The organism is Xanthomonas sp. F14 (assembly GCF_014199865.1).
On sequence record NZ_JACHOM010000001.1, the window covers coordinates 675,872 to 702,001 of the forward strand.

A 26,130-nucleotide genomic window follows, 5' to 3' on the forward strand; every position below is an offset into this window, starting at 1 on the left:
ATCATCCCGGTCGCGATTTTTTTTTGGGCGGGGATTGGGGATTGGGGAGTCGGGATTTGGGATTCGTAAAAGCGCACGCTGGCCTTGCCGGCGTGATTGCTTGGCCGTCGGTTTGCGGATTGGTTGGTTGTTGAGACGCGCGTTAGCCTTTTGCTGTTATCGGCCTTTCGGCGGGTGCGGGGGTCTTGTCGCGGTAGCGGCATAGGTCGTGGATCACGCAACCTGGGCAATCGGGTTTGCGTGCCTTGCAGACGTAGCGGCCATGCAGGATGAGCCAGTGGTGTGCGTCGTGCAGGAATTCGGCCGGAATGACCTTGATCAGCTTGTCCTCGACCACGCGCACGTCCTTGCCCGGTGCAAGACCGGTGCGGTTGGCGACGCGGAAGATATGCGTATCCACCGCCATGGTGGGCTCGCCGAACGCGGTGTTGAGCACGACGTTGGCGGTCTTGCGGCCGACGCCGGGTAAGGCCTCCAGTGCAGCGCGATCGTGCGGCACCTCGCCGCCGTATTGCTCCAGCAGGATCCTGCAGGTGGCAATGGCGTTCTTGGCCTTGGCGTTGAACAGGCCAATCGTGGCGATGTAGCGCTTCAGGCCTTCTTCGCCCAGATCGAGAATGTCGCGCGGGGTATTGGCCACCGGGTACAGCTTGCGGGTGGCCTTGTTGACGCCGACATCGGTGGCTTGTGCCGACAGCAGCACCGCGATCAGCAACTCGAACGGCGTGGTGTATTCCAGCTCGGTGGTCGGGTGCGGATTGAGCTCGCGCAGGCGCGCGAACATCTCCTGTATTTCGGGCTTGCGCATGTTGCTGCCGCGCCGTGCCGGCGCGGTGACGTGGATCGCGTTCATGGCTGTGCTCCACCAGCGGCCTTGGCCTTGGCGCGCGCCAGGATGGCCGCAGCCAGCGGCGGTAATGCGGCGGCCGCCGGTTGGCTGGGCGCCGCTGCCGGCGTTCGGCGTGCATCGCGTTCGGCAGCGCGACGTTGCAGGCGCGCGGCGCGTGCACGGTAGCGGTCGCGTGCTGCCCAGGCATCGCGTAGCCGTTGTTGTGCGGCCAGCAGCACCGCGCTCAGTTGCGGGCAGGCCGGATCCAGCAGGTCGTCGCGTGGATCGGGCCGGTACTCCATCAGGCCCAGTGCCAAGGCACGATCGAGATCGTCGGCGTGGACGCAGTCGAACAGCTGCTGGGCCAGTGGACGTGGTGCCGATGTGGGGTCGAACGTCATGGCAGGCCGATCAGCGGTTGAGAAAGTGTGCGGGGCGTTTTTCGAGAAAGGCGCCGGTGCCTTCGCGCATGTCGTCGCTGGCGAACAACAGTGCAAATTGCGCGGTTTCCAGCTGCAGGCCTTCTTCGATGGCGCATTCGCCACCGAACACCACCGCATCCAGGATGCCGCGCAGCGCGAGCGGTGCGGCGGCGGCCAGGCGTTGTGCCAGGGCGAGGGTTTCGTCCTGCAATGCCTCCGGCTCGACTACGCGATTGACCAGACCCAACTGGAACGCGCGCGCAGCATCGATCGGCAGGCCGAGCAGGCACAGTTCCAGCGCTGCCGCTCGCCCGGTCAGACGCAACAGCCGTTGCGTGCCGCCGAAGCCGGGGATCAGGCCAAGATTGATTTCCGGCTGCCCAAGACGCGCGCTGGATGCGGCGATGCGCAGATGACAGGCCATCGCCAGCTCCAGCCCGCCGCCGAGTGCAAAGCCATTGACCATGGCGATCACCGGCTTGGGCATGCGCTCGATCCGGCGCATCAGCTGCTGGCCGAGCAGCGAGAACTCGCGGCCCTGCATCGCCGACAGATCGCGCATTTCGGCGATGTCCGCGCCGGCGACAAACGCCTTGGGGCCGGCACCGGTCAGTATCACCACGCGGATGTCGTCCGCGCTCGCTGCCTCGGCGAAGGCGTGATCCAGCGCCTGCAGCGTTTCCTGGTTCAAGGCGTTCAGTTTGTCCGGTCGATTGACCGTGATCGTCCGTACACTGGCGTGGTCGGCGATCAGAATGACGTGATTGGACATGGAAATCCTTACGAACGTAAAAAATTAGTAAATGCGGAACTTCCGAAAGCCTTGCTGGTCATAGCTTTCGTGATAAGTAGCGGTTCGCTATCGCGGCCGCTATCCTAGCGCGTCATCTCAGGCGGCAGACCCGTCCTGTGCCACCACCCTGGAGAATTGTTTGATGAAGTTGCGTTCTATCGCGGTCGCTGTGGCGGCCCTGGCCCTGACGGGCAATGCACTGGCCCAGGACACGACGTCCGAGAAGGGCAAGTTGAGCTACTACTTCGGCTATGACTACGGCAACAACCTTGCCGAGCTCACCGGCCGCGGCGAGCAGCTCGACATCAACTCGGTGGTAAAGGGTCTGCAGGACGCCTATGCCAAGAAGCAGCCGGCGATCACCGCCGACCAGCTGAAGCCGGCTGTCGAAGCGTTCCAGAAGCGTGAGCAAGGCCGTGCCCAGCAGGCCAAGGCCGAATACGACAAGGCCGCTGCTGCCAACAAGACCAAGAGCGACCAGTTCCTGGCCAAGAACAAGGGCACCGCTGGCGTGCAGACGCTGCCGAGCGGCGTGCAGTACCGCGTGATCGAAGCCGGCAAGGGCGCCAAGCCGACCCAGGCCAGCACCGTGCAGCTGGAAGTGGCCGGTCCGTTCCCGTTCGGCGACCGCGAGAAGGCCCGTCCGGCGCAGCAGATCCCGGCCATCAAGGTCAGCGAAGTCGAAATGCAGGCCATGCGCGACACGCTGCTGCAGATGCCGGCCGGCTCGAAGTGGGAAGTGACCCTGCCGCCGGAGAAGGCCTACGGTGCCGACCCGCGTACCCCGTTCCCGCCGAACGTGGCCGTGCAGTTCGAGATCAAGCTGGTCAGCGTCAAGTAATTGCGTTTGCTGTTGCTGTGACAACGCCGGCCACCAGGCCGGCGTTGTCGTTTGGGTCCACCGGATGCGCGACAGGATGGACGGCCGGCGTGAGGATGCGGTGCGGTGGGAGCCAGCGATGAGCGACACGGATTCGAACCGCAGTGGCCTGCCCAGCCCGTGTATCGGTGTATGTTCGTTGGACGCGCAGGCGCACTGTGTCGGCTGCCTGCGCAGCCTGGATGAAATTGCACGCTGGATGAGCATGAGCGACGGCGAACGTCAGGAGTATCTGCACACGGTTCTGCCCGCGCGCGCGTTGGCCGCGCGGCTGCCCGAATGCGCGCAGCTGCAGCGTGCGCTGTATGCGCTGGACACCGCGCCCGACGGGCCGGGCTGGAATCATGCCGAATTGATCGACCTGACCGAAGGCGGCGCGTCTGCCGAGGCCGCAGTGCTTTGCGGTCTGGTGCCGCGCGCGCAGGGCACCATGGTGCTGCTGACCCGGCGCACCGACAGCCTGCGTCACCATGCCGGACAGGTCAGTTTTCCCGGTGGCCGGGTCGAGCCGTCGGATGCGGATGCGGCCGCTGCGGCCTTGCGCGAGAGCTGCGAGGAAATCGCGCTCGGCGCCGGCCAGGTGCATGCGCTGGGATATCTGGATCCGTTTCTGACCGTGAGCGGGTTTCGCGTCATCCCGGTGGTGGCGGTGATCGACCCGGCGTTCGTGGCGGTGCCGCAGCCGGATGAAGTGGCCGAGGTGTTTGAGGTGCCGTTGGCCTATCTGATGGACCCGGACAATCTGCGCAGCGTGGAGCTGGAGTTTCGCGGCAGGCCACGCCGCGTGCTGGAATACGACTGGCCGGGCCACCGCATCTGGGGCGCCACCGCGGCCATTCTCCTCAATCTTCGTCGTCGTCTGGAGCAGGTTGCATGAGTGCGGAACTCCACTGGACCACGCTGGTCGACAGCGCCACGCTGGCCGCGGCGTTGCCGCATCCGCAGTTGCGACTGCTGGACGCGCGCGCTGCGCCACCGACTGCGCCGGACCCGGATGCAGCGCGCAAGGCCTATGCACAGGGGCATCTGCCAGGCGCGTACTACGCCGATCTCGACGAGGATCTGGCCGATCTGTCGCAGCCTGCGCAAGGGCGGCATCCGCTCCCGCAAAGCGCGGCATTCGCCAGGCGGCTGGGCGAGTGGGGGATCGACCCGGACAGCCAGGTGGTGATCTACGACGCCGCCGACGGCAGCATGGCCGCGGCGCGGGCATGGTGGATGCTGCGGTTGCTGGGGCATCGCCGCGTGGCGGTGCTCGATGGCGGGCTGGCCGCCTGGCGCGCGGCGGGGTTGCCGGAAAGCACCGAGCCGCCTGCACTGCACGATGGCGCGGCATACCCGGGCAGCTTCGATGACGATGCCGTGGTCGAGGCCGGGCAGATCCTGGCGCGGCTGGATCAGGCGCCGGGCTGGTTGCTGGATGCACGCGCCGCCGAGCGGTTTCGCGGCGAGGTGGAGCCGGTCGATCCGGTGGCCGGGCATGTGCCCGGTGCGGTGAGTCGTCCGCTGGGTGTGAGCCTGCGCGATGGGCGTTTCAAGCCGGCCGAGGAACTACGCAGCGAGTTGTCTGCGCTGCTGGGCGCGTATCGCCCCGAGCAGGCAGTGGTGATGTGCGGTTCGGGCGTGACCGCCTGCCATCTGCTGCTGGCGCTGGAAGTGGCCGGCTTGTCGGGCGCGCGCGTTTACGCCGGCTCCTGGAGCGGTTGGTTGCAGGATGCGACACGCCCGGTCGCGACCGGCCCCTGATTGCAGGCACAATGGCGGCAGGAACGGTGACCTGTGGGGACGCAGGTTCGCTGCGCGGAGCGCAGTTTCTCGCAGTGCTGGGTGACTCATGCGGTTGCAGTTGCAGGTCGGCGCGCTGTGCGTCGCGATGCTGTCGATGGCGGCCTGTTCGGCGGGATCGACCGCCGACGCCAACGGTGCGCGCATCGCCGGTCGTGGACAGAGCGACCGCCATGCGGTGTATCAGGTCGAACTCGAACGTGCACGCGCCGAGCGCTTGCAGCGCTTGCGCGCGCCCGACGGTTGGCTGAGCTACACCGGCTCCGGGCGTGTGCGCGCAGGCCGTTACCAGGTGGGCAGCGATCCGCGCAGCGATCTGGTATTGCCGGCCGGTCCTGCGCAGCTGGGGCAGCTGACGCTGGATGGCGACGGCCGCGTGCACTTCGACGCCGCCGCACATGTACCGGTGTACTTGAACGGGGAGCGCGTCGATCGCGTCCGCCTGGAGCCGGAGCGCGCAGGGCAGCGGGGCGATCGCCTCGATGTGGAAGGGCGGCAGTTCTATCTGGTGCAGACCGGCAGCTTGTTCGGCTGGCGTTTCCGCGACCCGGCAGCGCCGCTGCTGAGCCATTTCGCCGGGCTGGAATATTTTCCGACCGATCCGCACTGGCGCATCCAGGCGCGCTGGCAGGCGTATCCCACCCCGCGCACGACCACGCTGCTGACGTCGATCGGCACGCCGCTTACCGTCGAGATACCGGGCGAGGCGGTGTTCTCGCGCAATGGCCAGGAGTACCGCTTGCAGCCGATCGTCAGCGACGACGGGGAGGGCCTGTTCTTCCTGTTCGCCGATCGCACCAGCGGCAAGGAAAGTTATGGCGGCGCGCGTTATCTCTACACCGCGCCGCCACACGATGGCCGGCTCGTGCTCGACTTCAATCTGGCCGAAAATCCGCCCTGCGCGTTGACGCCGCATGTGGTCTGCCCGATCGCATCGCCGGAAAATCGCCTGGATCTTGCGGTGAATGCGGGCGAGAAGACCTACCGCGCAGCCGAGCGTTGAGCGCTGTACCAGCGAAGGCAGAATGCTGTTTCGATGGGGGCACCGCTGCTAGCGCGGTGCATGCGACCAGCTGACCGCCGCTTCGATCTGCGGCCACGGAAACAGCGGGCCGGGATCGAGCTTGCGCTGGATCTTGCGCGACGGGTCGTCGCTGGCCGCTTCCTGGGTGGTGTCCAGTGCCTGGTGGCCGGCAATCCGGCGTACCGACGGCAACTGTTGTTGCAGCCATTGCAGCAGCGTGATCAGCGCGTTGATCTGCACCTGCGGGTACGGTTCGTTCATGCACTGATGGCGCGAGTCCAGCCAGTGCGGATAACGGCCGCTGTTGACCAGTTCGATGCCCAGCGTATGCGGGTTGTGGCCGCGCACGTGGTGGGCGACGCGCTCCAGCGCAACGTATTGCTGGATGCTGCCGTTGCGGTCGATGTAGTAATGCCCGCTGTTGCCGGTGCCGCTGTCGTAGAGCACGCGTTCGCCGTATTCGCGCGCCATCGCCATGTCGGGCAATTCGGTGCAATGGATGACCACCATGTCGATCTGCGTGAGCGCGCGTCGCGCCAGCCGCGATTCGTAGGACAACGGCGCATAGGTGATCGGTGGCGACGGCAGGACGGCATCGGACATGGGGCGGATGCTAGCATTCGACGATGGCTTTGAATCCCGACAGCCCTTTGGGCAAATTGATGGCAACCCTGCCGCAGACCGGCCAGGTGACCTGGATCGGCGTGCGCCCGGCGCGCGACGTGGACATGATCGAGGTGGACGCGGCGCAGGCCACCACCGGCATCGGCCTGGTCGGCGACCGCTACAAGGGCGGCAGCGGCAAGCGCGGCGTGACCCTGATCCAGGCCGAGCATCTGCCAGTGATCGCAGCGCTGGCCGGTTATACAGCAATTGCGCCGGCCACCTTGCGCCGTAACCTGGTGGTGTCCGGCATCCCGCTGATCGCCTTGAAGGGGCGGCGCTTCCGCATCGGCGATGTCGAGCTGGAAGGCACCGACCCCTGCGATCCGTGCTCGCGCATGGAAGACGCACTTGGCGCGGGTGGCTATAACGCCATGCGCGGCCATGGCGGCTTGTGCGCGCGCATCCTGCGTGGCGGCGTGCTGCGCATCGGCGATACGGTGCAGGCGCTATGAGCCGCGGTCACTGCATCCTGTCGCACGGCTTCGAAAGCGGCCCAGATGCGCTGAAGGTCACCGCCCTGGCCGATGTCGCCGGGCAGCTGGGCTGGACCCACGAGCGCCCGGACTACACCGATCTGGACGCACGCCGCGAGGTCAGTTCGCTTGGCGACGTGCAGGGCCGGCTGCAACGCCTGCTGGAGATCGCGCGGGCGGCGGCCGACAAGGGCCCGCTGGTGCTGGTCGGCTCCAGCCTGGGCTCGTACATCGCCGCGCAGGTGTCGTTGCAGGTGCCCACGCGCGGGCTGTTCCTGATGGTGCCGCCGACCCGGATGGGGCCGTTGCCGGCACTGGATGCGGCGCGCGTGCCGATTTCCATCGTGCATGCCTGGCGCGATGAATTGATTCCGGCCGGCGAGGTGATCGCCTGGGCGCAGGCGCGGCATGCGCGCTTGCTGCTGGTCGACGACGAACACCGGCTGGCGTCGCATGTGGATGCGTCGGCGCGTGCCTTCGCCGAACTGTTGCAGAGCCTGTGATGCGCAATGGTCTGAAGACGAGCGGGCTGCGGGGCCTGCGATGAACGTGCTGATTCGCGAAGCCAGCGATGGCGATGCTGCGGCGATCGAACTGCTGACGATGGTCGCGTTCATGCGCGACGAACATAGCCGCCACGACGAGCAGCACGTGATCGCCGCCTTGCGCAACGACGGCGCGCTGGCGCTGTCGCTGGTGGCCGACCACGACGGGTATGTGGTCGGGCACCTGGCGGTATCGCCGGTGTCGCTGTCGGACGATTCGCCTGGCTGGTATGCGTTGGGGCCGCTGGCGATCGGGCCGGGGCATCAGCGCCAGGGACTGGGCACGCGCCTGGTGCAGGCGGCGCTGGGCAGCTTGCGCGAGCGTGGCGCCGCCGGTTGCCTGGCATTGGGCGAACCGGCGTTTTTCCGGCGTCTGGGCTTTGCGGTGGAACCGGGGCTGGTGTTGCCCGGCGTGCCGGCGTCCGAGCTGCAGGCGCTGGCGTTCGGCGACCGTCTGCTGCCGCTGGCCGATGTCGCCTATCACCCGGCTTTCGGGCTGGGTTGAGTCCAGCTGCTGGCGACCGCTTGGCGTGATCCACGCCAGGCACTGGGTCGGCAGGGGACGGTTTTCGCGGGATTGAGGACGCAGGGACGCCGGATCCCGGCAATTGCGTACCGGCGAGCGCTCGCCGCGGTTTCCGGGGGCGCCTGGAGGTCGGCGAGGTGCTGGCCTGCAGGAGCGTGAACCGTCATGAACGCCGGTGCTCGCCATGCTGGGCTTGACCGCGGCCACGCCTGCGATTTGGCCTGGCTCGCAGGCTGACCTACACTTTGCCGCATTGCCCACTGTCTGAGGATTGGTCCAATGCGCCATTGATGCCGCCGTCGTGATGACGGCCTTACCCGCTGCCGGTCCGGCTGGATCGGTGCGTGTGCTGGCATGCAATGGAGACCCGTATGACCTGTCCGTCGCTGACGCTGGAAAGCGTTGCGTATGTGCTGCCCGATGGCAGCCCGCTATTTTCCGATCTGTCCATCCACATCGACCAACGCGCCACCGGCCTGGTCGGGCGCAATGGCGTGGGCAAGAGCGTGCTTGCGCGCCTGCTGGCCGGCGAGGTGCTGCCCAGCGCAGGGCGTTACGTGCGCAACGGCAGCGTGCATTACCTGCCGCAGCGCGTGCGCGTGGCGCCGGGGCAGAGCATTGCCGAACTGGCCGGTGTCGCGCCGCTGCTGGATGCGCTGGACCGTATCGCCGCCGGCAGCGTTGCGCCCGCCGATTTTGAACTGGTCGGCGAGCGCTGGACCGCCCATGCGCAATTTGCCGCAGAACTCGAACGACAAGGTCTGGGTGGGCGCGATCCGCGTGCACCGGCCGCGCAGCTCAGCGGCGGCGAAGCGACGCGCGTGGCACTGGCCGGTGCGTTTCTGACCCGGCCGGACCTGTTGATTCTGGACGAGCCCAGCAATCACCTGGATGGCCCGCAACGGCAGCGGCTGATGGATCAGTTACTGGCGTGGAGCGGTGGCTTGCTGGTGATCAGCCACGACCGCGACCTGCTCGATGCGATGCAGCGCATCGTTGAATTGTCCGCGCAGGGGCTGCGCAGCTACGGCGGCAATTACACGTTCTATGCGCAGCAGCGCGCCATCGAACAGCAGGCCGCCAGCGAATTGCTGGCCCAGCGCAAACAGGCGCGTTCACGCGGTGAGCAGGCGCTGCGCGAACAGCAGCAGCGTCAACAGCAACGCCAGGCACGCGGCGCGCGTGCCGCAGGGCAGGCCAACCAGGCCGCGATCCTGCTCGGCGCGCAGAAGCAGCGCAGCGAGCTCAGCGCGGGGCGGCTGCAACAGCAACGCCAGGCCGAACAGGCGCGGCTGAGCGAGGCGGTGGTGCAGGCCGCAGCGCTGGTGCAGGACGACCCCACGATCGCGCTCCTGGCGCCGACATCGCCCGCCGGTGCATCGCGGCAGCTGGCCACGCTGCAGCAGGTGGAGCTGGCCGACGGACGGCTGGGCGGGCGGCGGGTGGACCTGCTGCTACATGGGCAGCCGCGGATCGGCCTGGTCGGCCCTAATGGCAGCGGCAAGTCGTCGTTGCTGCAGCTGCTGGCCGGGCGCCTGCAACCCAGCGCGGGGCGTTGCCAGGTGCATGTGCCGGTGGCGTACCTGGATCAGCACCTGGGGCTGCTGGATCCGGCGCGCTCGGCCGCTGCGCAGCTGCAGGATGCAGCTCCGGACGCGCCAGCCCACGCGCAGCGGCTGCGCCTGGCGCTGCTGGGGCTGGACCAGCAGCGTGCCGACCTGCCCACCGGCCAGCTCAGCGGCGGCCAACGGCTCAAGGCGGCGCTGGCATGTGCGCTGTACCGGGCGCAGCCGGCGCAACTGCTGTTGCTGGACGAGCCGACCAACCACCTGGACCTGGCCGCGGTGGAAGCGATCGAGGCGCTGCTGCGCAGCTACCAGGGGGCGCTGATCGTCGCCTCGCACGATGCCGCCTTCCTGCAGCGGCTGGGCCTGCAGCAGCGCCTGGAGACTGCGCAGCCGCAGTGGCGGCTGGCGCCGTGGTGAACCGCGCGGCGGGCGATCCGGCCGGCGGGCTGGTAAAGCCGGCTCCGATGGCCGACCATTTGCGCCCCGCCCGCGGCGGCCACGGCTTTGCCCACCCGGGCGCCGGCCCAGCGTCCTGCTCCCACGCTCGCCCCCACGGCCAGCGTCTCCATCGATACCTGCCTACGTGAAATTCTTCGCATCCTGTGCCAAGGGCCTGGAATACCTGCTTGCCGACGAGCTGCTGTCGCTCGGGGCCAGCAAGGCCACCGCCACCATCTCCGGCGTCAACGTCGAAGGCGACCTGCGCGACGCGCAGCGCGCCGTGCTGTGGTCGCGCCTGGCCAGCCGCGTGTTGTGGCCGCTGAGCGAATTCGATTGCCCGGACGAGGACGCGCTGTATGCCGGGGTGGCCGAATTGCCGTGGGACGAGCACCTGTCCGTCGGCCACACGCTGTCGGTGGACGCGCATGTCTCCGGTACCGCGATCACGCACGCCCGTTACGCGGCGCAGCGGATCAAGGACGCGGTGGTCGACACCATGCGTCGGCAGGGCCTGGAACGTCCGTCGGTGGACGTGGACAGCCCGGATCTGCGGTTGAACCTGTCGCTGCGCAAGGGCCGCGCCACCATTTCGGTGGATCTGGGCGGCGGCCCGCTGCACCGGCGCGGTTGGCGCATGGCGCAGAACGATGCGCCGCTCAAGGAGAATCTGGCTGCGGCGGTGTTGCTGCGCGCCGGTTGGCCGCGCGCCTACGCCGATGGCGGCGGCCTGCTGGATCCGATGTGCGGCAGCGGCACCCTGCTGATCGAAGGCGCGCTGATGGCCGCCGACGTGGCGCCCGGCCTGCAGCGCTATGGCAGCGATCTCCCCAGCCGCTGGCGCGGCTTCGACCGCGAGGGCTGGCAGCAACTGGTGGGCGAAGCGCGCGAGCGCGACAGTCTCGGCCGCGCCGCGCTCCGGCAGGTGATCCACGGCAGCGACATGGACCCGCATGCGATCCGCGCCGCGAAAGAAAATGCGCAAGTGGCTGGCGTGGCCGAGGCGATCTGGTTCGGCGTGCGCGAGGTGGGCGACCTGCAGACCCCGCCGCAGGCCACCGGCGTGGTGGTGTGCAATCCGCCTTACGACGAACGTCTGGCCGCCGATGCGGCGCTGTATCGCCGCCTGGGCGATACCCTGCAGCGCGCCGTGCCGCAATGGCGGGCCAGCCTGCTGTGCGGCAACGCCGAGCTGGCGTATGCCACCGGCCTGCGCGCGGGCAAGAAATACCAGCTGTTCAATGGCGCGATCGAGTGCGCGTTGATCGTCTGCGACCCGATCGCGGTGCCGCGGCGCACCCCGCTGGCGGCGCCGACCGCGCTCAGCGAGGGCGCGCAGATGGTCGCCAACCGCCTGCGCAAGAACCTGCAGAAGTTCAAGAAGTGGCGCGCACGCGAAGGCATCGAATGCTTCCGCGTCTACGACGCCGATCTGCCGGAATACTCGGCCGCCATCGACGTGTACCAGCAAGCCGATGGCGATCGCCGCGTGTTTCTGCATGTGCAGGAATACGCGGCGCCGGCGACGATTCCGGAAGCCGACGTGCGCCGCCGTCTGGGCGAACTGCTGGCCGCCGCACGCGAGGTGTTCGAGGTGCCGGGCGAACGCGTGGCGCTCAAATCACGCGAGCGCGGCAAGGGCGGCAGCAAGTACGGCCGCTTCGAGCAGCGCAACGAGTTCATCAACGTGCGCGAGCATGGCGCGCTGCTGCGGGTGAATTTGTTCGATTACCTGGATACCGGCCTGTTCCTGGATCATCGCCCGTTGCGCGGCACCATGGCCATGCAATCGAAGGGGCGGCGCTTCCTCAACCTGTTCTGCTACACCGGCGTGGCCAGCGTGGAAGCGGCGGTGGCCGGCGCGAGCTCGACCACCAGCGTGGACCTGTCCGGCACCTATCTGCAGTGGTGCGCCGACAACCTGGCCCTGAACGGGCAGGCCGGCAGCAAGCACAAGCTGGTGCAGGCCGACGCGCTGGCCTGGCTGGAAGCCGAGCGCGCGCATTTCGACGTGATCTTCTGCGACCCGCCGACCTTCTCCAACTCCGCACGCGCCGAAGACTTCGACATCCAGCGCGAGCATGTGCGGCTGTTACGCGCGGCAGTGGCGCGCCTGGCGCCGGGTGGGGTGCTGTATTTCTCCAACAACTTCCGCCGCTTCAAGCTCGACGAGGAACTGGTGGCCGAGTTTGCGCAGTGCGAAGAAATCAGCCCGCGCACCATCGACCCGGATTTCGAGCGGCATGCGCGCATCCATCGCGCCTGGCGATTGACCGCCTGAGGAAGTGGCCCGGTGACGCCTGGCCGGGCAGCGCGCGCAGGGCGCGCGCGGGATTGCCGCGCCCGTTGCGCTGACGTGCGCCGTGTCACCGGTGGCGCCCGATCCCGATCCCGATCGCGCAGGCGCAGGCGCGTCCGCGCAGGCGAGGGCGGGGCGGCTAGCCAACAAGCCCACCACAGCGCTGCGGTATGCTGATTCGCATGCTCTGGAGTCAACGATGACCGCACCACCCCGGATTGCCTTTCTCGCCAGTCACGCCGAGCCGGCGGTGACCGCGCGCGCGCGTCTTGTGCAGCGCTATGGCGATCATGCGCTGGACACCGCCGACATCGTCTGCGCCCTGGGCGGGGACGGCTTCATGCTGCAGACCCTGCACCGGCACGGCGCTGCCAGCAAGCCGGTGTTCGGCATGAAGCTGGGCTCGGTCGGGTTTCTGATGAACCAGTACCGCGACGACGAGGACGACCTGCTCGCGCGTCTGCAACGTGCCGAACCGGCGCACCTGCGCCCGCTGGAAATGCAGGTGCAGACCGAGTCCGGTGCCAGCACGGTGTCGCTGGCCTACAACGAGGTCTCGCTGCTGCGCCAGACCCGCCAGGCCGCGCACCTGAGCGTGGATCTCAATGGCCAGACCCGCATCGCCGAGCTGATCGGCGACGGTGTCATGGTCGCCACGCCAGCCGGCAGCACCGCCTACAACTATTCCGCGCACGGGCCGATCCTGCCGCTGGGCTCGCACACGCTGGCACTGACCCCGATCGCCCCGTATCGCCCGCGCCGCTGGCGTGGCGCCATCCTCAAGGCCGACACCGAAGTGTGCTTCCGCGTGCTGGACCCGTACAAGCGCCCGGTCAGCGTCACCGCCGACTCGCACGAGATCCGCGACGTGGTCGAAGTGACCATCCGCGAATCCACCCAGCGCCAGGTGACGCTGCTGTTCGATCCCGAACACAATCTGGAAGAACGCATCTTCAGCGAACAGTTTGCGGTTTGAGGAGCGGGGATTGGGGAGTGGGGATTCGGGATTTGCAACGGCAGCAGCGCGACGTGCAGCCGAGCCTGCGCGTGCCCAAGGTACGATGCAGTGCAAGTAACCATCTCAAATCCCAGAACATTCGTTGTTGCTCCAACCCATTCCCCGATCCCGATTCCCCATTCCCGGCACCCCTATGGCTGATAACTCCCCAAGACTCCTGACCGTCGCAGTGACCTCGCGCGCGCTGTTCGATCTCGAAGAAGGCCACGCGCTGTTCGAGGCCGATGGCGTGGAGGCGTATTCGGCGTTCCAGCGCGAGCATGAGGACGACATCCTGGAGCCGGGCGTGGCCTTTCCGGTGGTGCGCAAGCTGCTGGCGCTCAACCACGATGTGCCCGAAGAAACCCCGCGTGTGGAAGTGATCCTGCTGTCGCGCAATTCCGCCGACACCGGGCTGCGCATCTTCAATTCGATCCAGCACTACAACCTGGGCATCGTGCGGGCGACCTTTACCTCGGGTCAGCCGACCTGGCCGTACGTGAAGCCGTTCGGCACCGACCTGTTCCTGTCGGCCAACCCGGAGTCGGTACGGCGTGCGCTGACCCATGGCATTGCGGCGGCGACCATCATGCCGCGCGCGCCGGGCGAACGCGCCGAGGCCGCCGCGGCGATCGTGGACAACGACGAAAGCCGCCTGTCGACCCAACTGCGCATCGCCTTCGACGGCGATGCGGTGATCTTCGGCGACGAGAGCGAACGCATCTCGCGCGAGCAGGGCGTGGAGGCATTCGGGCGCCACGAGCGCGAACGAGCGCGCGAGCCGTTGTCGGTGGGGCCGTTCCGCAATTTCCTGTCGGCGCTGCATACGCTGCAGGCGGCATTCCCGCCGGGCGAGGCCTCGCCGATCCGCACCGCGCTGGTCACCGCGCGCTCGGCGCCGGCGCACGAACGGGTGATCCGCACCCTGCGCGAGTGGGGCGTGCGTCTGGACGAGGCGCTGTTCCTCGGTGGGCGGCACAAGGGGCCGTTCCTGGAGGCGTTTGGCGCGGACATCTTCTTCGACGATTCGCAGCACAACATCGACAGTGCGCGCCAGCACCAGCACGTGGCGGCCGGCCACGTACCGCATGGCGTGGCCAACGATCCGCCGGGCAGGTGAGCGAGGCACCGAAGCCGGCCGGACGCGCCGCGCTGCGCTCCAGCTGGCGCCAGCTGGAGTTGTACTTCGCCGACGACACCGTGCAGACCCGCATGTCGCGCTGGGCGCCGTACCGGCTGATGCTGCCGTATACGCGCGGCATGCTGGCGGCGCTATGGCTGCAGCCGCGGCCCGAACGCATCGGCCTGATCGGCTTCGGCGGCGGCGCGCAGGCCAAGTTCTGCCACCGCTATCTGCGCAGCACGCGCATCGAGGCGGTGGACGCCGATGCGCAGGTGCTGGCGTTGCGCGATGCGTTTGGCGTGCCGCGCGACGATGCGCGGCTTGAGGTCACGCACGGCGACGGTGCGCAGTGGATCGGCACGCGTACCGGGCGTTACGACCTGTTGCTGCTGGATGCCTACGATGCCGATGGCATCCCACCGGCGTTGTGCACGCCCGAGTTCTACGCCGATTGCCGCGCTGCGCTGACGCCAGGCGGTGTGCTGGCGCTGAACCTGTTCCAGGTGCCGCTGGCCGGGCATCTGGCCACGCTGCGCGAGGTATTCGATGGGCGGGTGCTGCTGTTGCCCGAGCCGGATCCGCGCAACCAGTTGCTGTACGCCTGGAACGGCAAACGCACGCCAGGCACTGCGGAGCAGGCGCTGGCGACGTTGCCGTGGCCGGCGCGCCGGCAACTGCGGCCGTCGATGCTGCGGCTGCAGGCAGCGTGGATGGAGCGGGCCTGGCGGTTTTCGTGAGCCGCTGTCCGGCGCGCGGCGTCAGCCTGCGCAGGAGAAAATCCCAATATCGCTCGCAAGCGCGCGGTCATGGGGGCAGCGGAGTTTCCGCATCTGCCAGCGGCAGCTGGATATCGGTCAGCCGCCAGCGCAGCCCTTGCCGCGTCAGCACGAACACCACCGGCGCTCCGGTCGCGGTGCGGGTGGTGGCGGTGAAGCGGCGGGTGGATTCGAAGCGCTGCTCGGCGCCTTGCAGCGGACGCGCCGGCGCCGGCGCCGCATAGGTGTCCGGGCTGACGGTGTCGCCGGTGACGCGATTCCACACGCTATGGCCTTGCAGCAGCGCGCCGATGCCCAGCGGGGTCACCAGCGTGTCCACGCCGGCACCGCTGATACCGCTGGCGAGCTGCAGGGCGAACCCGCCGAGCAGGCTCGATTGCATGCGGCTGCCGGCCTGGCGAACCAGGTAATCGTCCAGCTGCGCCTTGAGGTTGACCCGCAGGCTGGGGAAATCCACATGGCGTTCCAGCTGCGCGGCGTCGCGATTGGCGACGGCCTGGCTGATGCCGCGAATGGCCAGGTACGGGCCTGCAACCACATAGCTGACAAGCAGCAGCACGGCCAGTACGGGCAATAGCAACCAGCGTTTGTTCATGGTGTGCAGTCCATCGCGGTGGTTGGTGCAAGACGCAGCGATGCACAGCGCCGCGCAGCGAGAGATCGCTTCGGTGTGCCGGTCGCCGGCGCCGCGTCGATGGCCGTCGGCGCCGCGCGATCCATCAAAATTCCAGATCCAGCGCGGCGCACAGGTAATCGACGAACGGCGCCAGCACCACCAGGTCGGCCTCGATGGTCTGGCGCAGGCGCGGGCCGGTCATGACGGCATCGTCGAGATGACGCAGGTACGCCCAGTTGCGATGCTTGAGATCGTCGATGAACTCGAACTCGTTGGGAAAACCGCGCGGCGCGCGCACCAGTTTCTCGCTGTCGTCCAGCGCGAACTTGCGGCGCAGTCTGGGTTCGTAGGCGGCCGCTTTCCAGTTGGCGGGATTGTCGAAAATGAACTGGCGCAGCTTGCGCTGGGTGTCCGGCTCCGGATGCCACAGCCCGGCACCGACGAAGCTCTCGCCCGGCTGCAGATGGATATAGAACGACGGCGCCGGCACCTGGCGGCGGCGCTCATGGAACAGGCGCGCGCCCTGCCAGTTCTTGTACGGCGATTTGTCGTTGGAAAAACGCGCATCGCGGTAGATGCGAAACAGCGAGCCGCCCTGGGTCTTGGGATCGGCGCGATAGTGCTCGCTGACCTCGGCCAGGGCCGGCTGCAGGTCGGTGATGAGCTGCAGGAACGGCTGGCGCACATGCGCCTCGTACTGATGCCGGTGATCGTTGAACCAGGTCTTGTCGTTGTGGCGCGCCAGTGCGCGCAGGAACTTGAAACTGGCGTCGGAAAAATAGGTGGTCATAGCGTGCGTTGGAGGTCCAAACCCCAGGCGGCGAGCTGATCGAGCAGGGACTGCTTGGTAGCATCGTCTGGGTGAGCAAGCCGTAAATCCGCGATCTGCGCATGGAACTGATCAAGCGTGACCTCGCCCAGGCCACGGTCGTCGAGCAGGCGTTGACGGCGATAGACATTCCAGCGTTCCTGCTCTTCGAACGACAGCGTCTGCGGCCAGTTGCGCGCGCGGTAGCGGAACAGCAACTCGACCAGGCGCGGGTCGCGGAAGCGCGACTCCAGCGCGCCCAGTTCGGCCGGCGCACTGGCGCGCACCTGCGCCAGCAGGCGCTTGTCGCCTTCGGCCAGGAAGCCGTCGTAGAGCGAGGCATCGGCATCGTTGACCGCCGGCGCCGCAGCGCGTTCGTTGCCGTACACCTGGCGCACTTTTTCGGCCAGCTCAGGGCCGAGCTCGCGCAGGCGTGCAGCCTTGGCCAGCACCGCGTCGTGGTCGATGCCCAGGCGCTGGAAATCCGCTGCGCGCAGATGCTGCCAGGCCACCAGCGCCGGCGACTTGTTCAAGTGCACTTCCTTGAGCGGAATGCGCTGCTCGCCCTCGGGCAGGTCGGCGGCGCGGATATACAGCCGGTCGGCGATCTCGTCCGGGCTCAGGCGCAACAGCACTTCAGGGTCGCCATCCAGATCGAACACGATCACGCGGCTGTCGATGCGCGGATGGCGCGTCAACGGCAGCACCGCGGCGGCGCACATGCGCGAGGCGGGATAGCGCTGCGAGATATGCAGCACCGGTTGCATCGCGATGACGTCCAGCAGCGTCGCCGCAAAGCGCTTGTCGCGCAGGCGCAGCGCGTAGTCCCACAACTTGGGTTGATGCTGCTGGAACCTGCGCGCCATGCCGATGGTGGCGTACACGTCCGACAGCGCCTCGTGCGCGTCGCCTTCGCGCACTGCGTTGGCATCGGCCAGGTGTTCGAGCTTGAACGAGGTGGCGCCGTCTTCGCGCTGCGGCCAGACGATGCCGTCAGGGCGCAGCGCATGCACCAGCCGCAACACGTCGAGCAGGTCCCAGCGCGAATTGCCGCCGCGCCACTCGCGCTCGTACGGGTCGTAGAAATTGCGGAACAGCCCGCAGCGCACGAACTCGTCGTCGAAGCGGATCGAGTTGTAGCCCAGCGTGCAGGTCTGCGGCCGGCTCATCTGGTCGGAGATGCGCGCGAACGCTTCGGCCTCGCTCACGCCTTCGCGCAGTGCGTGTTGCGGGGTGATACCGGTGACCATGGTCGCGTACGGCGAGGGCAGCAGATCGTCGGCCGGTTGCACGTAGAAACTGATCGGCTCTTCGATCACGCGCAGTTGCGCATCGGTACGCACCGCGGCGAACTGTGCGATGCGCGTGCGGCGTGGATCCTGGCCGAAGGTTTCCAGGTCGTAGAAGAGAAAGCTGTCAGGCATGCCGTATGAAATCCAGGTCCGTGGCGCACTGCGCAGGGCGCCGCCAGTGCTGCCTAGTATCTCTTATCCGCACCTACACCTGCTGACGCCGGCCTGCGCGGGTGGATCAGTGCGCGCCTTCCAGCGGCTGCAGGCGCGCATGCACGACCGCTTCCAGCGCGGCCCAGTCGATGCGCGACAGGTCGCTGTGCCCGCGCGTGGCCTCGACCAGGATCTGGCGCTGGATCTCGCTGCGCGCCAGGGCGATCGAGTAGCGCGTGCGCAGGAAGGTCACCATCGTGTAATGCGGCACGAAACGGGTGGGCCAGCGCGCCTGCAATTGCTGTTCGAGCGCGCGTTGCAGCAGGAAATCGGGATCGTCGACGCGGTCGCGCATCTCCAGGTAATTCTCCAGCGCCATCTGCTGGATCGCTGCGGCGTCGTCACGGCGTGCGGCCTGGAACGCGGCAAACGCGGTCTCCAGATCCTCGTGCGCATCCAGCTGCTCTGCCAGCGCCACGCAATCTTCGAAGGCGCAGTTCATGCCCTGGCCGTGGAACGGCACCATCGCGTGCGCGGCGTCGCCGATCAGCAGTGCGCGGCCGCCCAGATGCCAGCGGTCCAGGGTGAGGGTGCCGAGCAGGCCGGGCGGATGTTCTTCCCAATGCTCCTTGAGCTGCGGGATCAGCGGCAGGGCATCGGGAAAATCACGCGCAAACAGGGCCAGCGCTTCGTCGCCGGTACGCGTGGTGGCAAAGCTGGGGTCGCCGGCGTTGGGCAGGAATAGCGTGACGGTGAAGGTGCCGCCGTCGTTGGGCAGCGCGATGCACATGTAGCGCCCGCGCGGCCAGATATGCAGCGCATTGCCTTCGATGCGGAAACCGCCACCGGGCAATGGCGGAATTTCCAGCTCCTTGTAGGAGTGATCGAGGAATTCGGTGCGCTCACCCAGCGGCGACTTGCGCTGCATCGCCGCGCGCAACGCCGAGCCGGCACCATCGCTGCCAATCAGGCTCTGGAAGTGGATTTCGTGCGGCTGGTCGTCGCGGTCGTCGATGAAGCGCGCATAGCCGGCATCGAAGTCCACCGTGTGCAGGCGGCGATAGAAATGCACGCGCGCGCCAGCCTGTTCGGCCAGATCGAGCAGTGCGACATTCAATGCGGCGCGGTGGATCGACCAGATCACCTCGCTGTCGTCGCGTCCATAGCGTTGCAGCTGCGGTTCGCCGATCAACGGATGCACCATGCGCCCGCGCATCATCACCGCCTTGGCCATCACTGCGTCTTCGGCACCGGCCTGACGCAGCGCATGGCGGCCGCGCTCGGCCAGCGCCAGGTTGATCGAGCGGCCGGACTCGTAGCCCTTGATGCGCGGATCGCCGCGGCGCTCGTAGACGGTGACCTGCCAGCCGCGACGCGACAACAGGATGGCCAGCAGGCAACCGGCCAGGCCAGCGCCGATCAAGGTCAGGGAACGGGGAGAGACTGCGCTCAATGCGGTATCCGGCAGCGGCCGGACGCAAGTGCCGGCGAAGGGGGAGAACGTGGATGGCTGGCAACGGCACCTGCCGCGATCAGCCAGGTGCGGGTTCGGAGTGTACGTGCGCGTGTGCCGGTTCCGGCCCACGCACCGATCTGGTCGATGGCACAGTCTGTGCCGCGTGTGCTCAGGCGCTGGCCCAGGTTTCCACCTGTTCGACCAACCGATGCAGATCGCTGAAGCGGTTGTACAGCGGCACCGGTGCGATGCGGATCACGTCCGGCTCGCGCCAGTCGCCGAGCACGCCGACCGACTGCAGGTACTCGAACAGCGAGCGCCCCTGCGCGCGGCCACCGGCCACCCGCAACGACAACTGGCAGCCGCGTTGCGCCGGCGCGGCCGGGGTGACGATCTGCAGCACCTGCGGCACGCGGGCGTGGATCAGCTGTTCCAGGTGCCCGGTGAGTTGTTCGGACTTGGCGCGCAGCGCCGGCATGCCGGCCTGATCGAACAGCTCCAGCGACGCACGCAGTGGCGCCAGCGCCAGCACCGGCGGATTGCTCAGCTGCCAGCCTTCGGCGCCAGGCGAGGGCACGAACTGCGGCTCCATGCGGAAGCGGCTCTGCTGCTCGTGTCCCCACCAACCGGCCATGCGCGGCAGGTCGCTGTTGGCATGGCGTGCGTGCACGAAACAGCCACCCACCGCGCCGGGGCCGGCGTTGAGATATTTGTAGTGGCACCACACCGCGAAATCCGCGCCGTCGTCGTGCAGCGTCAACGCGATATTGCCGACCGCATGCGCCAGGTCGAAACCCACCATCGCGCCCTGCGCGTGTGCCAGCCGCGCGATTTCGCCCAGCTCGAAGGCCTGGCCGGTGCGGTACTGGATGCCGGGCCACAGCACCAGCGCCAGCCGCGGACCGTGCCGTGCGATGGCATCGGCGATCGCCGCCATCGATACCGTGCCATTGGGTTGGTCGGCTTCCACTTCGATCAGCTGCGTGGCCGGATCCAGCCCATGCAGGCGCAGTTGCGATTCCACCGCATGGCGGTCGGACGGAAACGCGCCGGCTTCGATCAGGATGGCGCCCCGCTCGGGTGTGGGCCGGTAGAAGCTGGCCATCATCAGATGCAGGTTGACGCTCAGCGTGTTCATCGCGACCACTTCGCCGGGCTGTGCGCCGACCACGCGCGACAGGCCATCGCGCACCAGCTGGTGATAGGTCAGCCACTGGGTGGGACCGGTGAAGTGGCCTTCCACCGCGAGCGCGCCCCACTGGTCGAGCACCTCGGCCACCATCGCGCGCGCGCCGCGAGGCTGCAGGCCCAGCGAATTGCCGACGAAATAGGTCTGGTCCTGGCCGGCATGCTGCGGGAACACGAAGTCATCGCGCAGGTGGCGCAGCGGGTCGGCGGCGTCCACCGCAACGGCATGGGCGCGGGACAGCAGGTCGGTCATGATCACGGCTCGCAACGCAGGTCAGTGACGCAGTTTACCCGCCGGCACCGTGTGCGCCGTCATGCGCGGCCGCTGGCTCGGCTGCAGCGCTGGTCGAGGCTGGCCGGGCAGGGCGCAGTAGATGCGTCAAGGTGCCGATACTGTCGGTGATGCGGTCGATGGTGTCGGCCAGTGCGGCGGTGGCGGGCGAGCCGTCGGGCAGGGCGGCCAATGCATCGGACAGCTGGCGCTCGGCGCCGCGCAAGGTGGCTGCGGCGGGAATGCCGCCGTCGACCAGGCAGGCGATCAGCTCGGACAGCGCCTGGTCGGCCTGTTGCGCGAAGGCGGGCAGCGCTTCCAGCGCAGGCAGGGGATGGCCGTCGCGCAGCACCGCCTCCAGCGACAGGGTGGCGCGGATCAGCCGGTTGCCGTTGGCCAGCAAGGATTCGGCGAGTTTGAGCTCGTGCAGATTGCGTCGGCTGCGTGGCTCGCCGCGCAGGCGTTCGATCGAGGCCTGCGCGTTGGTGCGCGCCACGCGTGCGGCAGCGCGGGTGTCGCCCAGATCGTCCATCCTGCCGATCAGCAGATTGCGCAGATGATCGCGATAGGCGCTCAGCAGCTGCGCCAGCGAGGCGCGGATATGCCGACGCTCGCGCGTGGGCCACACCGCGTAGGCGATCAACGCCCAGGCACTGCCGGCGACCGTGGCCTGCAGACGCGCACCGATGGCCTCGCCCGGTGCCACGCCTTCGAACGACAGCAGCAGCACCAGCATGCCGGTCAGAAACGCCACGCCGATGCCGTAGTTCACCTGCGTCAGCAGGCGGAAGCCCAGGCAGAACAGCGCCAGCAACGCCAGGCGGACGCTGGCGCCGTCCATCGCCAGGTGCGCCAGCAAGGTCGCCACCAGCAGGCCGACGAAGGTGCCGGCCACGCGCAAGGCGCCGAAGCTGAAAGTGCCGCCGAAATCCGGCTTGAGCACGATGGCGGTGGTCATCGGAATCCAGAAGCCGTGCGGGATCTGCTGCCAGCGCTGGAAGGCGATCGCCAGCGCCAGGCACACGCCGCAACGCAAGGCATGCCGGAACGCCACCGAGGACAGATCCAGGTTCGCGCGCAGCGTGGCCCAGGTCGCTGCGGGCCGCAGCGCCGCCGGCAGGCGCGCTTCGGCCAGCTGCGCCTGGATCTCGCCACGGCTGCTGGCCCAATGCGCGTTGCGGATCAGGGCGCGCAGCTGGCCGCCCAGGCCTTGCGCGCGCGCCACCGCCACGCGCACCAGCCGGCGCTCGCGGGTATCGGCGTTGTCGTGCTGGAACTGCGCCAGTGCGGCGACCAGATCGTCGAAGCCGGTCATCGAGGCATTGGCGGCGAGCGGGTCTTCGCCCACCGTCATCGCATGCGCGAGCTGTTCCAGCACGATGGCGCTGCGTTCGAGCACGCGCTCGATCGCCGGGCGCGCCTGCGAGTCGGTCAGGCGGGTATCGACATCGGCCAGCGACAGCAGCTCGAGCCGTACGCGCTCGCACAGCTCGGCGATGATGCGGAAGCTCTGCACGGCGATCGCGCGCGAGCGATGCTCGCCATGCAGCATCACCATCGCATCGAGCACTTCCTGGGTGGCCGGTGGCGGGGCGCTGGCTTCCGGACGCTGGCGTGCGATGCCGGCCAGTTGACGCATCAGGTCGGCCAGCGCGAAGCGCTCCGGGCGATAGCGTTGCAATGGCCAGGCCGCCAGTGCCAGCACTACCTGGAGCAGGCCGCCGGCGAAGATCAATGCCGCCACGCCCGCGGCCTGCTGCACCGGCAGGCGCATGTCGGCGCTGACCACCAGCAGGATCATGCTGGTCAGCCCCACCCGCGCTGCCACCGGGCCCAGTGCCACCAGCAAGCCGCCGCCAAGGCCGAGCAGCAACCCGGCGATCACCAATGCCGGGGTGTTGTGGCCGACCCAGATGCCGAGCAACGCAGCCAGGCCCGCTGCCAGCGCGGCCATCAGCATGCGTTGCAGGCGCGCGCGATACGGGCCGGGCTGGTCGGTGAACATGGTGTTGAGCGCGCCGGTACACACGGCCAGACCGGCGGCGACATGCCCGGTGGCCACGCCGACCGCCAGCGGCAGCACCACCGCGGCGGTGTTACGCAACGCAACGCGCAATGGCACGTCGCGCGGCTTGAGGTCGATCAGCGTGCGCAGCATGGCATGGGGTTCAATGCGGACGCACGGCGCGGCTGCGGCGCGTGCACACGCTCGACACACGGTGCGCTGCGCGCAGCTGCATCGTCATTGCGTTGCGCGGCATTGCGAGGGCGCGGCGGCGCGCCGATGGCCACCGCCGAGCGAATGCGCTCGAAGACCTGTGCGACGCGTGCCTGGAATTGCCTCGGCCATCGCCCACTCATGCCTCGACAGTGGCATAGCGCTCCGGCGCAGGGTGCAGATGCCCGCACTGGCTGCAGGTGCGCAGCGCGAGCGAACGGTAGAAATGATCGAACACCGGCGGAAAATCGGTTTCGATGTCCTGCAGCGGAAACATCGCCTCGTACAGTTTGTGATTGCACTGCGGGCAATACCACTGCAGGCCGTCCTGCTCGTTGGGCAAGCGCTCGCGTTCGATCACCAGGCCGATCGAGCCGGCCGCGCGTTGCGGCGAATGTGGCACCTTCGGCGGCAGCAGGAAGATCTCGCCGGCGCGGATCGGGATGTCGCGTGCCACGCCTTCGTCCTGCACCTTCAGCACCATCTCGCCTTCGAGCTGGAAGAACCACTCCGCGCCTTCGTCGTAGTGATAGTCGGTGCGCGCGTTCGGCCCACCGACGATCATGATGATGAAGCCGTCCTGCTGGATGCATTTGTTGCCCACCGGCGGCTTGAGCAGGTGGCGGTGTTGCTCGATCCAGGCTTGCAGGTTGATCGGCGGGACCAGCATCGACGTTCCTCGGCAAAGAAGACGTCCAGCATAGCCAACCGACGGCGCCGATGGGCGCCGCGGCTGGATGGCGTGCGGGTGCGGCTCAGCGTTCGGCGTGATCGGCCTGGATGCGCGCCAGTGCGGCGTCGTAGCGTTCCTGCAGCAGTTCCGGGCGGTCGATCGACATGCCCAGGTCGTGCGCACGTCCGTCGCGCAGGCTGTAGACCCAGCCATGCACCTGCAGTGCCTGGCCGCGGTCCCAGGCGTCGCGCACGATGGTGGTGCGGCACACATTGACCACCTGCTCGAGCACGTTGAGCTCGCACAGGCGCGCGTGCTGCACCGGCAGGTCGCCCGCGTCGTGCAGGCAGGCCTCGTGCTTGTCGGCCACATCGGTGACGTGACGGATCCAGTTGTCGACCAGGCCCATGCGCTTCTGGGTCAGGCTGGCGAACACGCCGCCGCAGCCGTAATGGCCGACCACCAGGATGTGCTTGACCTTGAGCACGTCGACGGCGAACTGGATCACCGACAGGCAGTTCAGGTCGGTATGCACCACCACATTGGCGATGTTGCGGTGGACGAACACCTCGCCCGGGGCCATGTCGATGATCTGGTTGGCCGGCACGCGCGAGTCCGAGCAGCCGATCCACAGGTACTCGGGCGTCTGCTGGGTGGACAGCTTGGAGAAGAATTCCGGGTCCTCGCGGCGGATGCGCTCGGACCAGGCACGGTTGTTTTCAAGCAAATGGTTGAGCTCGTTCATGCGCGCAGTATTCCAGAGGAAGGAGGGCAGTGTGTGATCGACAGATGAGCGAGAAGCGGTGTTGCAGAAATCGGTGGTGTGCCGCGCCGCTCAGACCGCGCGGTCGCGTGCAAGCAGGGCATCGCGCATCAGCGACGCCACCTCGCGGGAGTCGGCCGATGCCTGTTGCTGCAATGCATCGCTCACGGCCGCCACATTAGCGGCCGGATGGTTCTGGCTGAGCTTGAAGGTCAGCTCGATGCGGCTGGGAACGAAGCGGAAGCCGACCAGGCCGCGTAACTGGCGGCGGTGGCTGTCGCGCTGCATCTCGAACAGCCAGTCGCTGCCGACGCGTTGTTCGAAGTGGGTGCTCATGCGGCCGATCAGCTCGCCCAGCGCCGCCTCATCGCTCACCTGCTCGCAGCGTCCATGCAGATGCGCCACGGCGTAGTTCCAGGTCGGCACGCGTGCGGCCGCTTCCTTGTCCGGATACCAGCTGGGCGACACATAGGCATGCGGGCCCTGCACCACCAGTACCGCGTCGCCGGGGCTGCGTGCCTGCGGATTGGGGCGCGCCCAGTGGCCTTCGATGACCACGGATTGCGCATCGCGTCGGTACAGCACCGGCAGATGCGAGATCGCCGGCTGTCCGTCCTCGCCGTGGCTGATCAGGGTGACGAACGGGTCGCGCGCGATCAGCCAGTCCAGCAAGGCCAGATCGGTCTGCGCGAACGCGCGTGGGGCGTACATGTCAGGCGCGACCGCCCAGGGTCAGCACCATGCGTTCGCGTAGGTCCGCATCGTCGTCGCCACGCGGCGGCGAGACCTCATCGAGCGAGAAGCCACGCATCAGCGCGTCTTCTTCGTCCAGCCCGTCGAGCGCGACGAATTCGGCATCGAACAAGGCCGCGCGGGCGCTGTCTTCGCTGTCGTAGGGCAGGATCTTGCCGTCGCTGTCCAGGACTTCGGCGGTACCGGCCTGCTTGACGCGCAGGCGCGCCCAGATCAGCGTGCGGCCGATCGTGGCCAGCCACCACGAATCGTGGTCGTCATCTGCGGTGTCTTGCGGAGTATTCATGGCATTACCTTGGAAAGCAGGCCGAGCAGGGCTGCCATGCCCAGGCCGAAAAAGATGGTCAGCAGCGACAGCCAGGCCGGCGTGGCCAGGCCGGACAGCGCACTGTCGCGATGGCTGCGGTAGCGCCGCGCCAGCAACCAGCGCAGCGCCGCAGGACTGATGAAGGCCGGCTCGCCGAAGCTGGCCAGCGCCTCGGGATGTCGGTCGCGCAGGTGCACCAGCGTCAGCGGCCAGAAGATCAGCAAGGCGGTGAGGCCGGCAACGGCCACACCGACAAAACACAGTGCGAAGAACAGGGTCATGTGCCCGCCAGCATCAGTGCGAGTTGGGGAAGTGCTGCGCCGATCACCAGCGCAGTGATGGTCCACCATAACGGACGCACGGCGCGGATGATCGCCCTGCGTGCCGTGTCACCCTGCCACCACGCGCTGGCACCCGGATGTGCGGCTGCCAGCAACGCCGCCGCGAAGGCCAGCAACTGCAGCGTGGCGGCGGCCAGCAGGCTCACA

The 26,130-nt window shown here is 67.9% G+C and carries 29 protein-coding genes; 13 read left to right on the forward strand and 16 right to left on the reverse strand.

Annotated features, from left to right (window positions below):
* Window positions 1-142: 142 nt before the first annotated feature.
* Genes nth through GGR73_RS02975 form a run of 3 tightly spaced genes read right to left on the reverse strand, consistent with a single transcriptional unit; the run spans window position 143 to window position 2,023 of the window.
* A complete protein-coding gene (nth, locus tag GGR73_RS02965) occupies window positions 143-853 on the reverse strand; it encodes an endonuclease III (RefSeq protein ID WP_184455554.1) in 711 nt (236 codons plus the stop codon).
* A complete protein-coding gene (locus tag GGR73_RS02970; protein WP_054592284.1) occupies window positions 850-1,230 on the reverse strand; it encodes a hypothetical protein in 381 nt (126 codons plus the stop codon). The genes nth and GGR73_RS02970 overlap by 4 nt, the downstream gene beginning before the upstream one ends.
* A 10-nt stretch (window positions 1,231-1,240) precedes the next feature.
* Window positions 1,241-2,023 carry an enoyl-CoA hydratase-related protein gene (locus GGR73_RS02975; RefSeq protein WP_054592283.1) on the reverse strand — a complete coding sequence of 261 codons (783 nt, stop codon included), beginning with the start codon at window positions 2,021-2,023 and terminating at the stop codon, window positions 1,241-1,243.
* Between the two features lie 163 nt (window positions 2,024-2,186).
* Here GGR73_RS02975 and GGR73_RS02980 point away from each other — a divergent pair, with 163 nt between their 5' ends.
* From GGR73_RS02980 to GGR73_RS02995, 4 genes are all read left to right on the forward strand, one after another.
* The gene (locus tag GGR73_RS02980) at window positions 2,187-2,885 is read left to right on the forward strand and encodes an FKBP-type peptidyl-prolyl cis-trans isomerase N-terminal domain-containing protein (protein WP_016902469.1); all 699 of its coding nucleotides are present in this window, start codon (window positions 2,187-2,189) and stop codon (window positions 2,883-2,885) included.
* Between the two features lie 118 nt (window positions 2,886-3,003).
* Complete coding sequence (locus GGR73_RS02985) at window positions 3,004-3,801, forward strand: CoA pyrophosphatase (RefSeq protein WP_039528018.1); 798 nt, start codon at window positions 3,004-3,006, stop codon at window positions 3,799-3,801.
* Window positions 3,798-4,670, forward strand: a complete 873-nt coding sequence (locus GGR73_RS02990; RefSeq protein WP_184455556.1) for a sulfurtransferase — start codon at window positions 3,798-3,800, stop codon at window positions 4,668-4,670. Before GGR73_RS02985 ends, GGR73_RS02990 begins: the two co-directional genes overlap by 4 nt.
* 88 nt (window positions 4,671-4,758) lie before the next feature.
* Entirely contained in the window at window positions 4,759-5,712 is a 954-nt protein-coding gene (locus GGR73_RS02995; RefSeq protein ID WP_184434147.1) for a DUF1684 domain-containing protein, read from the forward strand.
* A gap of 48 nt (window positions 5,713-5,760) precedes the next feature.
* Here the strand turns inward: GGR73_RS02995 and GGR73_RS03000 are convergent, their stop codons facing one another.
* Window positions 5,761-6,336, reverse strand: coding sequence for an N-acetylmuramoyl-L-alanine amidase (locus tag GGR73_RS03000; RefSeq protein WP_115043289.1), 576 nt, complete (start codon window positions 6,334-6,336; stop codon window positions 5,761-5,763).
* A gap of 23 nt (window positions 6,337-6,359) precedes the next feature.
* On the opposite strand from GGR73_RS03000, the gene GGR73_RS03005 reads away from it, so the two are divergent.
* The 9 genes from GGR73_RS03005 to GGR73_RS03045 all read left to right on the forward strand — a co-directional run bounded on the left by GGR73_RS03005 (window position 6,360) and on the right by GGR73_RS03045 (window position 15,105).
* Window positions 6,360-6,851 carry an MOSC domain-containing protein gene (locus GGR73_RS03005; RefSeq protein WP_184455558.1) on the forward strand — a complete coding sequence of 164 codons (492 nt, stop codon included), beginning with the start codon at window positions 6,360-6,362 and terminating at the stop codon, window positions 6,849-6,851.
* Complete coding sequence (locus GGR73_RS03010; RefSeq protein ID WP_024940678.1) at window positions 6,848-7,375, forward strand: YqiA/YcfP family alpha/beta fold hydrolase; 528 nt, start codon at window positions 6,848-6,850, stop codon at window positions 7,373-7,375. Before GGR73_RS03005 ends, GGR73_RS03010 begins: the two co-directional genes overlap by 4 nt.
* A 40-nt stretch (window positions 7,376-7,415) precedes the next feature.
* Window positions 7,416-7,922, forward strand: coding sequence for a GNAT family N-acetyltransferase (locus GGR73_RS03015; RefSeq protein WP_024940677.1), 507 nt, complete (start codon window positions 7,416-7,418; stop codon window positions 7,920-7,922).
* A gap of 392 nt (window positions 7,923-8,314) precedes the next feature.
* Window positions 8,315-9,928 carry an ATP-binding cassette domain-containing protein gene (locus GGR73_RS03020; protein ID WP_184455560.1) on the forward strand — a complete coding sequence of 538 codons (1,614 nt, stop codon included), beginning with the start codon at window positions 8,315-8,317 and terminating at the stop codon, window positions 9,926-9,928.
* Window positions 9,907-10,098 carry a hypothetical protein gene (locus tag GGR73_RS20255; protein WP_184455562.1) on the forward strand — a complete coding sequence of 64 codons (192 nt, stop codon included), beginning with the start codon at window positions 9,907-9,909 and terminating at the stop codon, window positions 10,096-10,098. Before GGR73_RS03020 ends, GGR73_RS20255 begins: the two co-directional genes overlap by 22 nt.
* The gene (gene rlmKL / locus GGR73_RS03030; RefSeq protein WP_024940675.1) at window positions 10,095-12,230 is read left to right on the forward strand and encodes a bifunctional 23S rRNA (guanine(2069)-N(7))-methyltransferase RlmK/23S rRNA (guanine(2445)-N(2))-methyltransferase RlmL; all 2,136 of its coding nucleotides are present in this window, start codon (window positions 10,095-10,097) and stop codon (window positions 12,228-12,230) included. The genes GGR73_RS20255 and rlmKL overlap by 4 nt, the downstream gene beginning before the upstream one ends.
* 217 nt (window positions 12,231-12,447) lie before the next feature.
* Window positions 12,448-13,224: an NAD kinase gene (locus tag GGR73_RS03035; protein ID WP_016902458.1), complete on the forward strand. Its 777-nt coding sequence runs from the start codon at window positions 12,448-12,450 to the stop codon at window positions 13,222-13,224.
* Between the two features lie 175 nt (window positions 13,225-13,399).
* Complete coding sequence (locus tag GGR73_RS03040; RefSeq protein WP_024940674.1) at window positions 13,400-14,365, forward strand: 5'-nucleotidase; 966 nt, start codon at window positions 13,400-13,402, stop codon at window positions 14,363-14,365.
* The gene (locus GGR73_RS03045; protein WP_184455564.1) at window positions 14,362-15,105 is read left to right on the forward strand and encodes a spermine/spermidine synthase domain-containing protein; all 744 of its coding nucleotides are present in this window, start codon (window positions 14,362-14,364) and stop codon (window positions 15,103-15,105) included. The genes GGR73_RS03040 and GGR73_RS03045 overlap by 4 nt, the downstream gene beginning before the upstream one ends.
* Before the next feature lie 67 nt (window positions 15,106-15,172).
* Here GGR73_RS03045 and GGR73_RS03050 read toward each other — a convergent pair whose 3' ends face one another.
* The 12 genes from GGR73_RS03050 to GGR73_RS03105 form a co-directional block, all read right to left on the reverse strand.
* Window positions 15,173-15,739 carry a DUF2939 domain-containing protein gene (locus GGR73_RS03050; protein ID WP_104559161.1) on the reverse strand — a complete coding sequence of 189 codons (567 nt, stop codon included), beginning with the start codon at window positions 15,737-15,739 and terminating at the stop codon, window positions 15,173-15,175.
* Window positions 15,740-15,863: 124 nt separating this feature from the next.
* Window positions 15,864-16,550, reverse strand: a complete 687-nt coding sequence (locus GGR73_RS03055) for a DUF2461 domain-containing protein (RefSeq protein ID WP_024940671.1) — start codon at window positions 16,548-16,550, stop codon at window positions 15,864-15,866.
* Entirely contained in the window at window positions 16,547-17,992 is a 1,446-nt protein-coding gene (gene sbcB / locus GGR73_RS03060) for an exodeoxyribonuclease I (protein WP_184455566.1), read from the reverse strand. The genes GGR73_RS03055 and sbcB overlap by 4 nt, the downstream gene beginning before the upstream one ends.
* Window positions 17,993-18,098: 106 nt before the next feature.
* On the reverse strand, window positions 18,099-19,466 hold the full coding sequence (locus GGR73_RS03065; protein WP_184455567.1) for an FAD-dependent oxidoreductase: 1,368 nt from the start codon (window positions 19,464-19,466) through the stop codon (window positions 18,099-18,101).
* Between the two features lie 172 nt (window positions 19,467-19,638).
* A complete protein-coding gene (kynU, locus tag GGR73_RS03070) occupies window positions 19,639-20,910 on the reverse strand; it encodes a kynureninase (RefSeq protein WP_184455569.1) in 1,272 nt (423 codons plus the stop codon).
* Window positions 20,911-20,944: 34 nt separating this feature from the next.
* Entirely contained in the window at window positions 20,945-23,086 is a 2,142-nt protein-coding gene (locus tag GGR73_RS03075; RefSeq protein ID WP_184455571.1) for an FUSC family protein, read from the reverse strand.
* Between the two features lie 199 nt (window positions 23,087-23,285).
* Window positions 23,286-23,816 (reverse strand): 3-hydroxyanthranilate 3,4-dioxygenase, encoded by a 531-nt coding sequence (locus GGR73_RS03080; RefSeq protein WP_184455573.1) that lies wholly within the window; start codon window positions 23,814-23,816, stop codon window positions 23,286-23,288.
* An 85-nt stretch (window positions 23,817-23,901) separates the two neighbouring features.
* The gene (gene can, locus GGR73_RS03085) at window positions 23,902-24,564 is read right to left on the reverse strand and encodes a carbonate dehydratase (protein ID WP_016902447.1); all 663 of its coding nucleotides are present in this window, start codon (window positions 24,562-24,564) and stop codon (window positions 23,902-23,904) included.
* A 90-nt stretch (window positions 24,565-24,654) separates the two neighbouring features.
* Window positions 24,655-25,293: an FMN-binding negative transcriptional regulator gene (locus GGR73_RS03090; RefSeq protein WP_184455575.1), complete on the reverse strand. Its 639-nt coding sequence runs from the start codon at window positions 25,291-25,293 to the stop codon at window positions 24,655-24,657.
* 1 nt (window position 25,294) lies between these two features.
* Entirely contained in the window at window positions 25,295-25,621 is a 327-nt protein-coding gene (locus GGR73_RS03095; protein ID WP_184455577.1) for a hypothetical protein, read from the reverse strand.
* Entirely contained in the window at window positions 25,618-25,923 is a 306-nt protein-coding gene (locus GGR73_RS03100; protein ID WP_047125582.1) for a hypothetical protein, read from the reverse strand. Before GGR73_RS03100 ends, GGR73_RS03095 begins: the two co-directional genes overlap by 4 nt.
* Window positions 25,920-26,129, reverse strand: coding sequence for a hypothetical protein (locus GGR73_RS03105; protein ID WP_184455579.1), 210 nt, complete (start codon window positions 26,127-26,129; stop codon window positions 25,920-25,922). Before GGR73_RS03105 ends, GGR73_RS03100 begins: the two co-directional genes overlap by 4 nt.
* Window position 26,130 lies beyond the last annotated feature (1 nt).

Bases quoted from the DNA above. Each gene is read 5' to 3' on its own strand.
- GGR73_RS02990 (WP_184455556.1), top strand. From the start codon at position 3,798: ATGAGTGCGGAACTCCACTGGACCACGCTGGTCGACAGCGCCACGCTG.
- GGR73_RS03095 (WP_184455577.1), bottom strand. From the start codon at position 25,621: ATGAATACTCCGCAAGACACCGCAGATGACGACCACGATTCGTGGTGG.
- sbcB (WP_184455566.1), bottom strand. From the start codon at position 17,992: ATGCCTGACAGCTTTCTCTTCTACGACCTGGAAACCTTCGGCCAGGAT.
- GGR73_RS02985 (WP_039528018.1), top strand. From the start codon at position 3,004: ATGAGCGACACGGATTCGAACCGCAGTGGCCTGCCCAGCCCGTGTATC.
- GGR73_RS02980 (WP_016902469.1), top strand. From the start codon at position 2,187: ATGAAGTTGCGTTCTATCGCGGTCGCTGTGGCGGCCCTGGCCCTGACG.
- GGR73_RS03090 (WP_184455575.1), bottom strand. From the start codon at position 25,293: ATGTACGCCCCACGCGCGTTCGCGCAGACCGATCTGGCCTTGCTGGAC.
- GGR73_RS03040 (WP_024940674.1), top strand. From the start codon at position 13,400: ATGGCTGATAACTCCCCAAGACTCCTGACCGTCGCAGTGACCTCGCGC.
- GGR73_RS03075 (WP_184455571.1), bottom strand. From the start codon at position 23,086: ATGCTGCGCACGCTGATCGACCTCAAGCCGCGCGACGTGCCATTGCGC.
- GGR73_RS03050 (WP_104559161.1), bottom strand. From the start codon at position 15,739: ATGAACAAACGCTGGTTGCTATTGCCCGTACTGGCCGTGCTGCTGCTT.
- GGR73_RS03080 (WP_184455573.1), bottom strand. From the start codon at position 23,816: ATGCTGGTCCCGCCGATCAACCTGCAAGCCTGGATCGAGCAACACCGC.
- GGR73_RS03055 (WP_024940671.1), bottom strand. From the start codon at position 16,550: ATGACCACCTATTTTTCCGACGCCAGTTTCAAGTTCCTGCGCGCACTG.
- GGR73_RS03015 (WP_024940677.1), top strand. From the start codon at position 7,416: ATGAACGTGCTGATTCGCGAAGCCAGCGATGGCGATGCTGCGGCGATC.
- GGR73_RS02975 (WP_054592283.1), bottom strand. From the start codon at position 2,023: ATGTCCAATCACGTCATTCTGATCGCCGACCACGCCAGTGTACGGACG.
- GGR73_RS03020 (WP_184455560.1), top strand. From the start codon at position 8,315: ATGACCTGTCCGTCGCTGACGCTGGAAAGCGTTGCGTATGTGCTGCCC.
- GGR73_RS03100 (WP_047125582.1), bottom strand. From the start codon at position 25,923: ATGACCCTGTTCTTCGCACTGTGTTTTGTCGGTGTGGCCGTTGCCGGC.
- GGR73_RS03010 (WP_024940678.1), top strand. From the start codon at position 6,848: ATGAGCCGCGGTCACTGCATCCTGTCGCACGGCTTCGAAAGCGGCCCA.
- GGR73_RS03035 (WP_016902458.1), top strand. From the start codon at position 12,448: ATGACCGCACCACCCCGGATTGCCTTTCTCGCCAGTCACGCCGAGCCG.
- GGR73_RS03000 (WP_115043289.1), bottom strand. From the start codon at position 6,336: ATGTCCGATGCCGTCCTGCCGTCGCCACCGATCACCTATGCGCCGTTG.
- kynU (WP_184455569.1), bottom strand. From the start codon at position 20,910: ATGACCGACCTGCTGTCCCGCGCCCATGCCGTTGCGGTGGACGCCGCC.
- can (WP_016902447.1), bottom strand. From the start codon at position 24,564: ATGAACGAGCTCAACCATTTGCTTGAAAACAACCGTGCCTGGTCCGAG.
- GGR73_RS02970 (WP_054592284.1), bottom strand. From the start codon at position 1,230: ATGACGTTCGACCCCACATCGGCACCACGTCCACTGGCCCAGCAGCTG.
- GGR73_RS02995 (WP_184434147.1), top strand. From the start codon at position 4,759: ATGCGGTTGCAGTTGCAGGTCGGCGCGCTGTGCGTCGCGATGCTGTCG.
- nth (WP_184455554.1), bottom strand. From the start codon at position 853: ATGAACGCGATCCACGTCACCGCGCCGGCACGGCGCGGCAGCAACATG.
- GGR73_RS03005 (WP_184455558.1), top strand. From the start codon at position 6,360: ATGGCTTTGAATCCCGACAGCCCTTTGGGCAAATTGATGGCAACCCTG.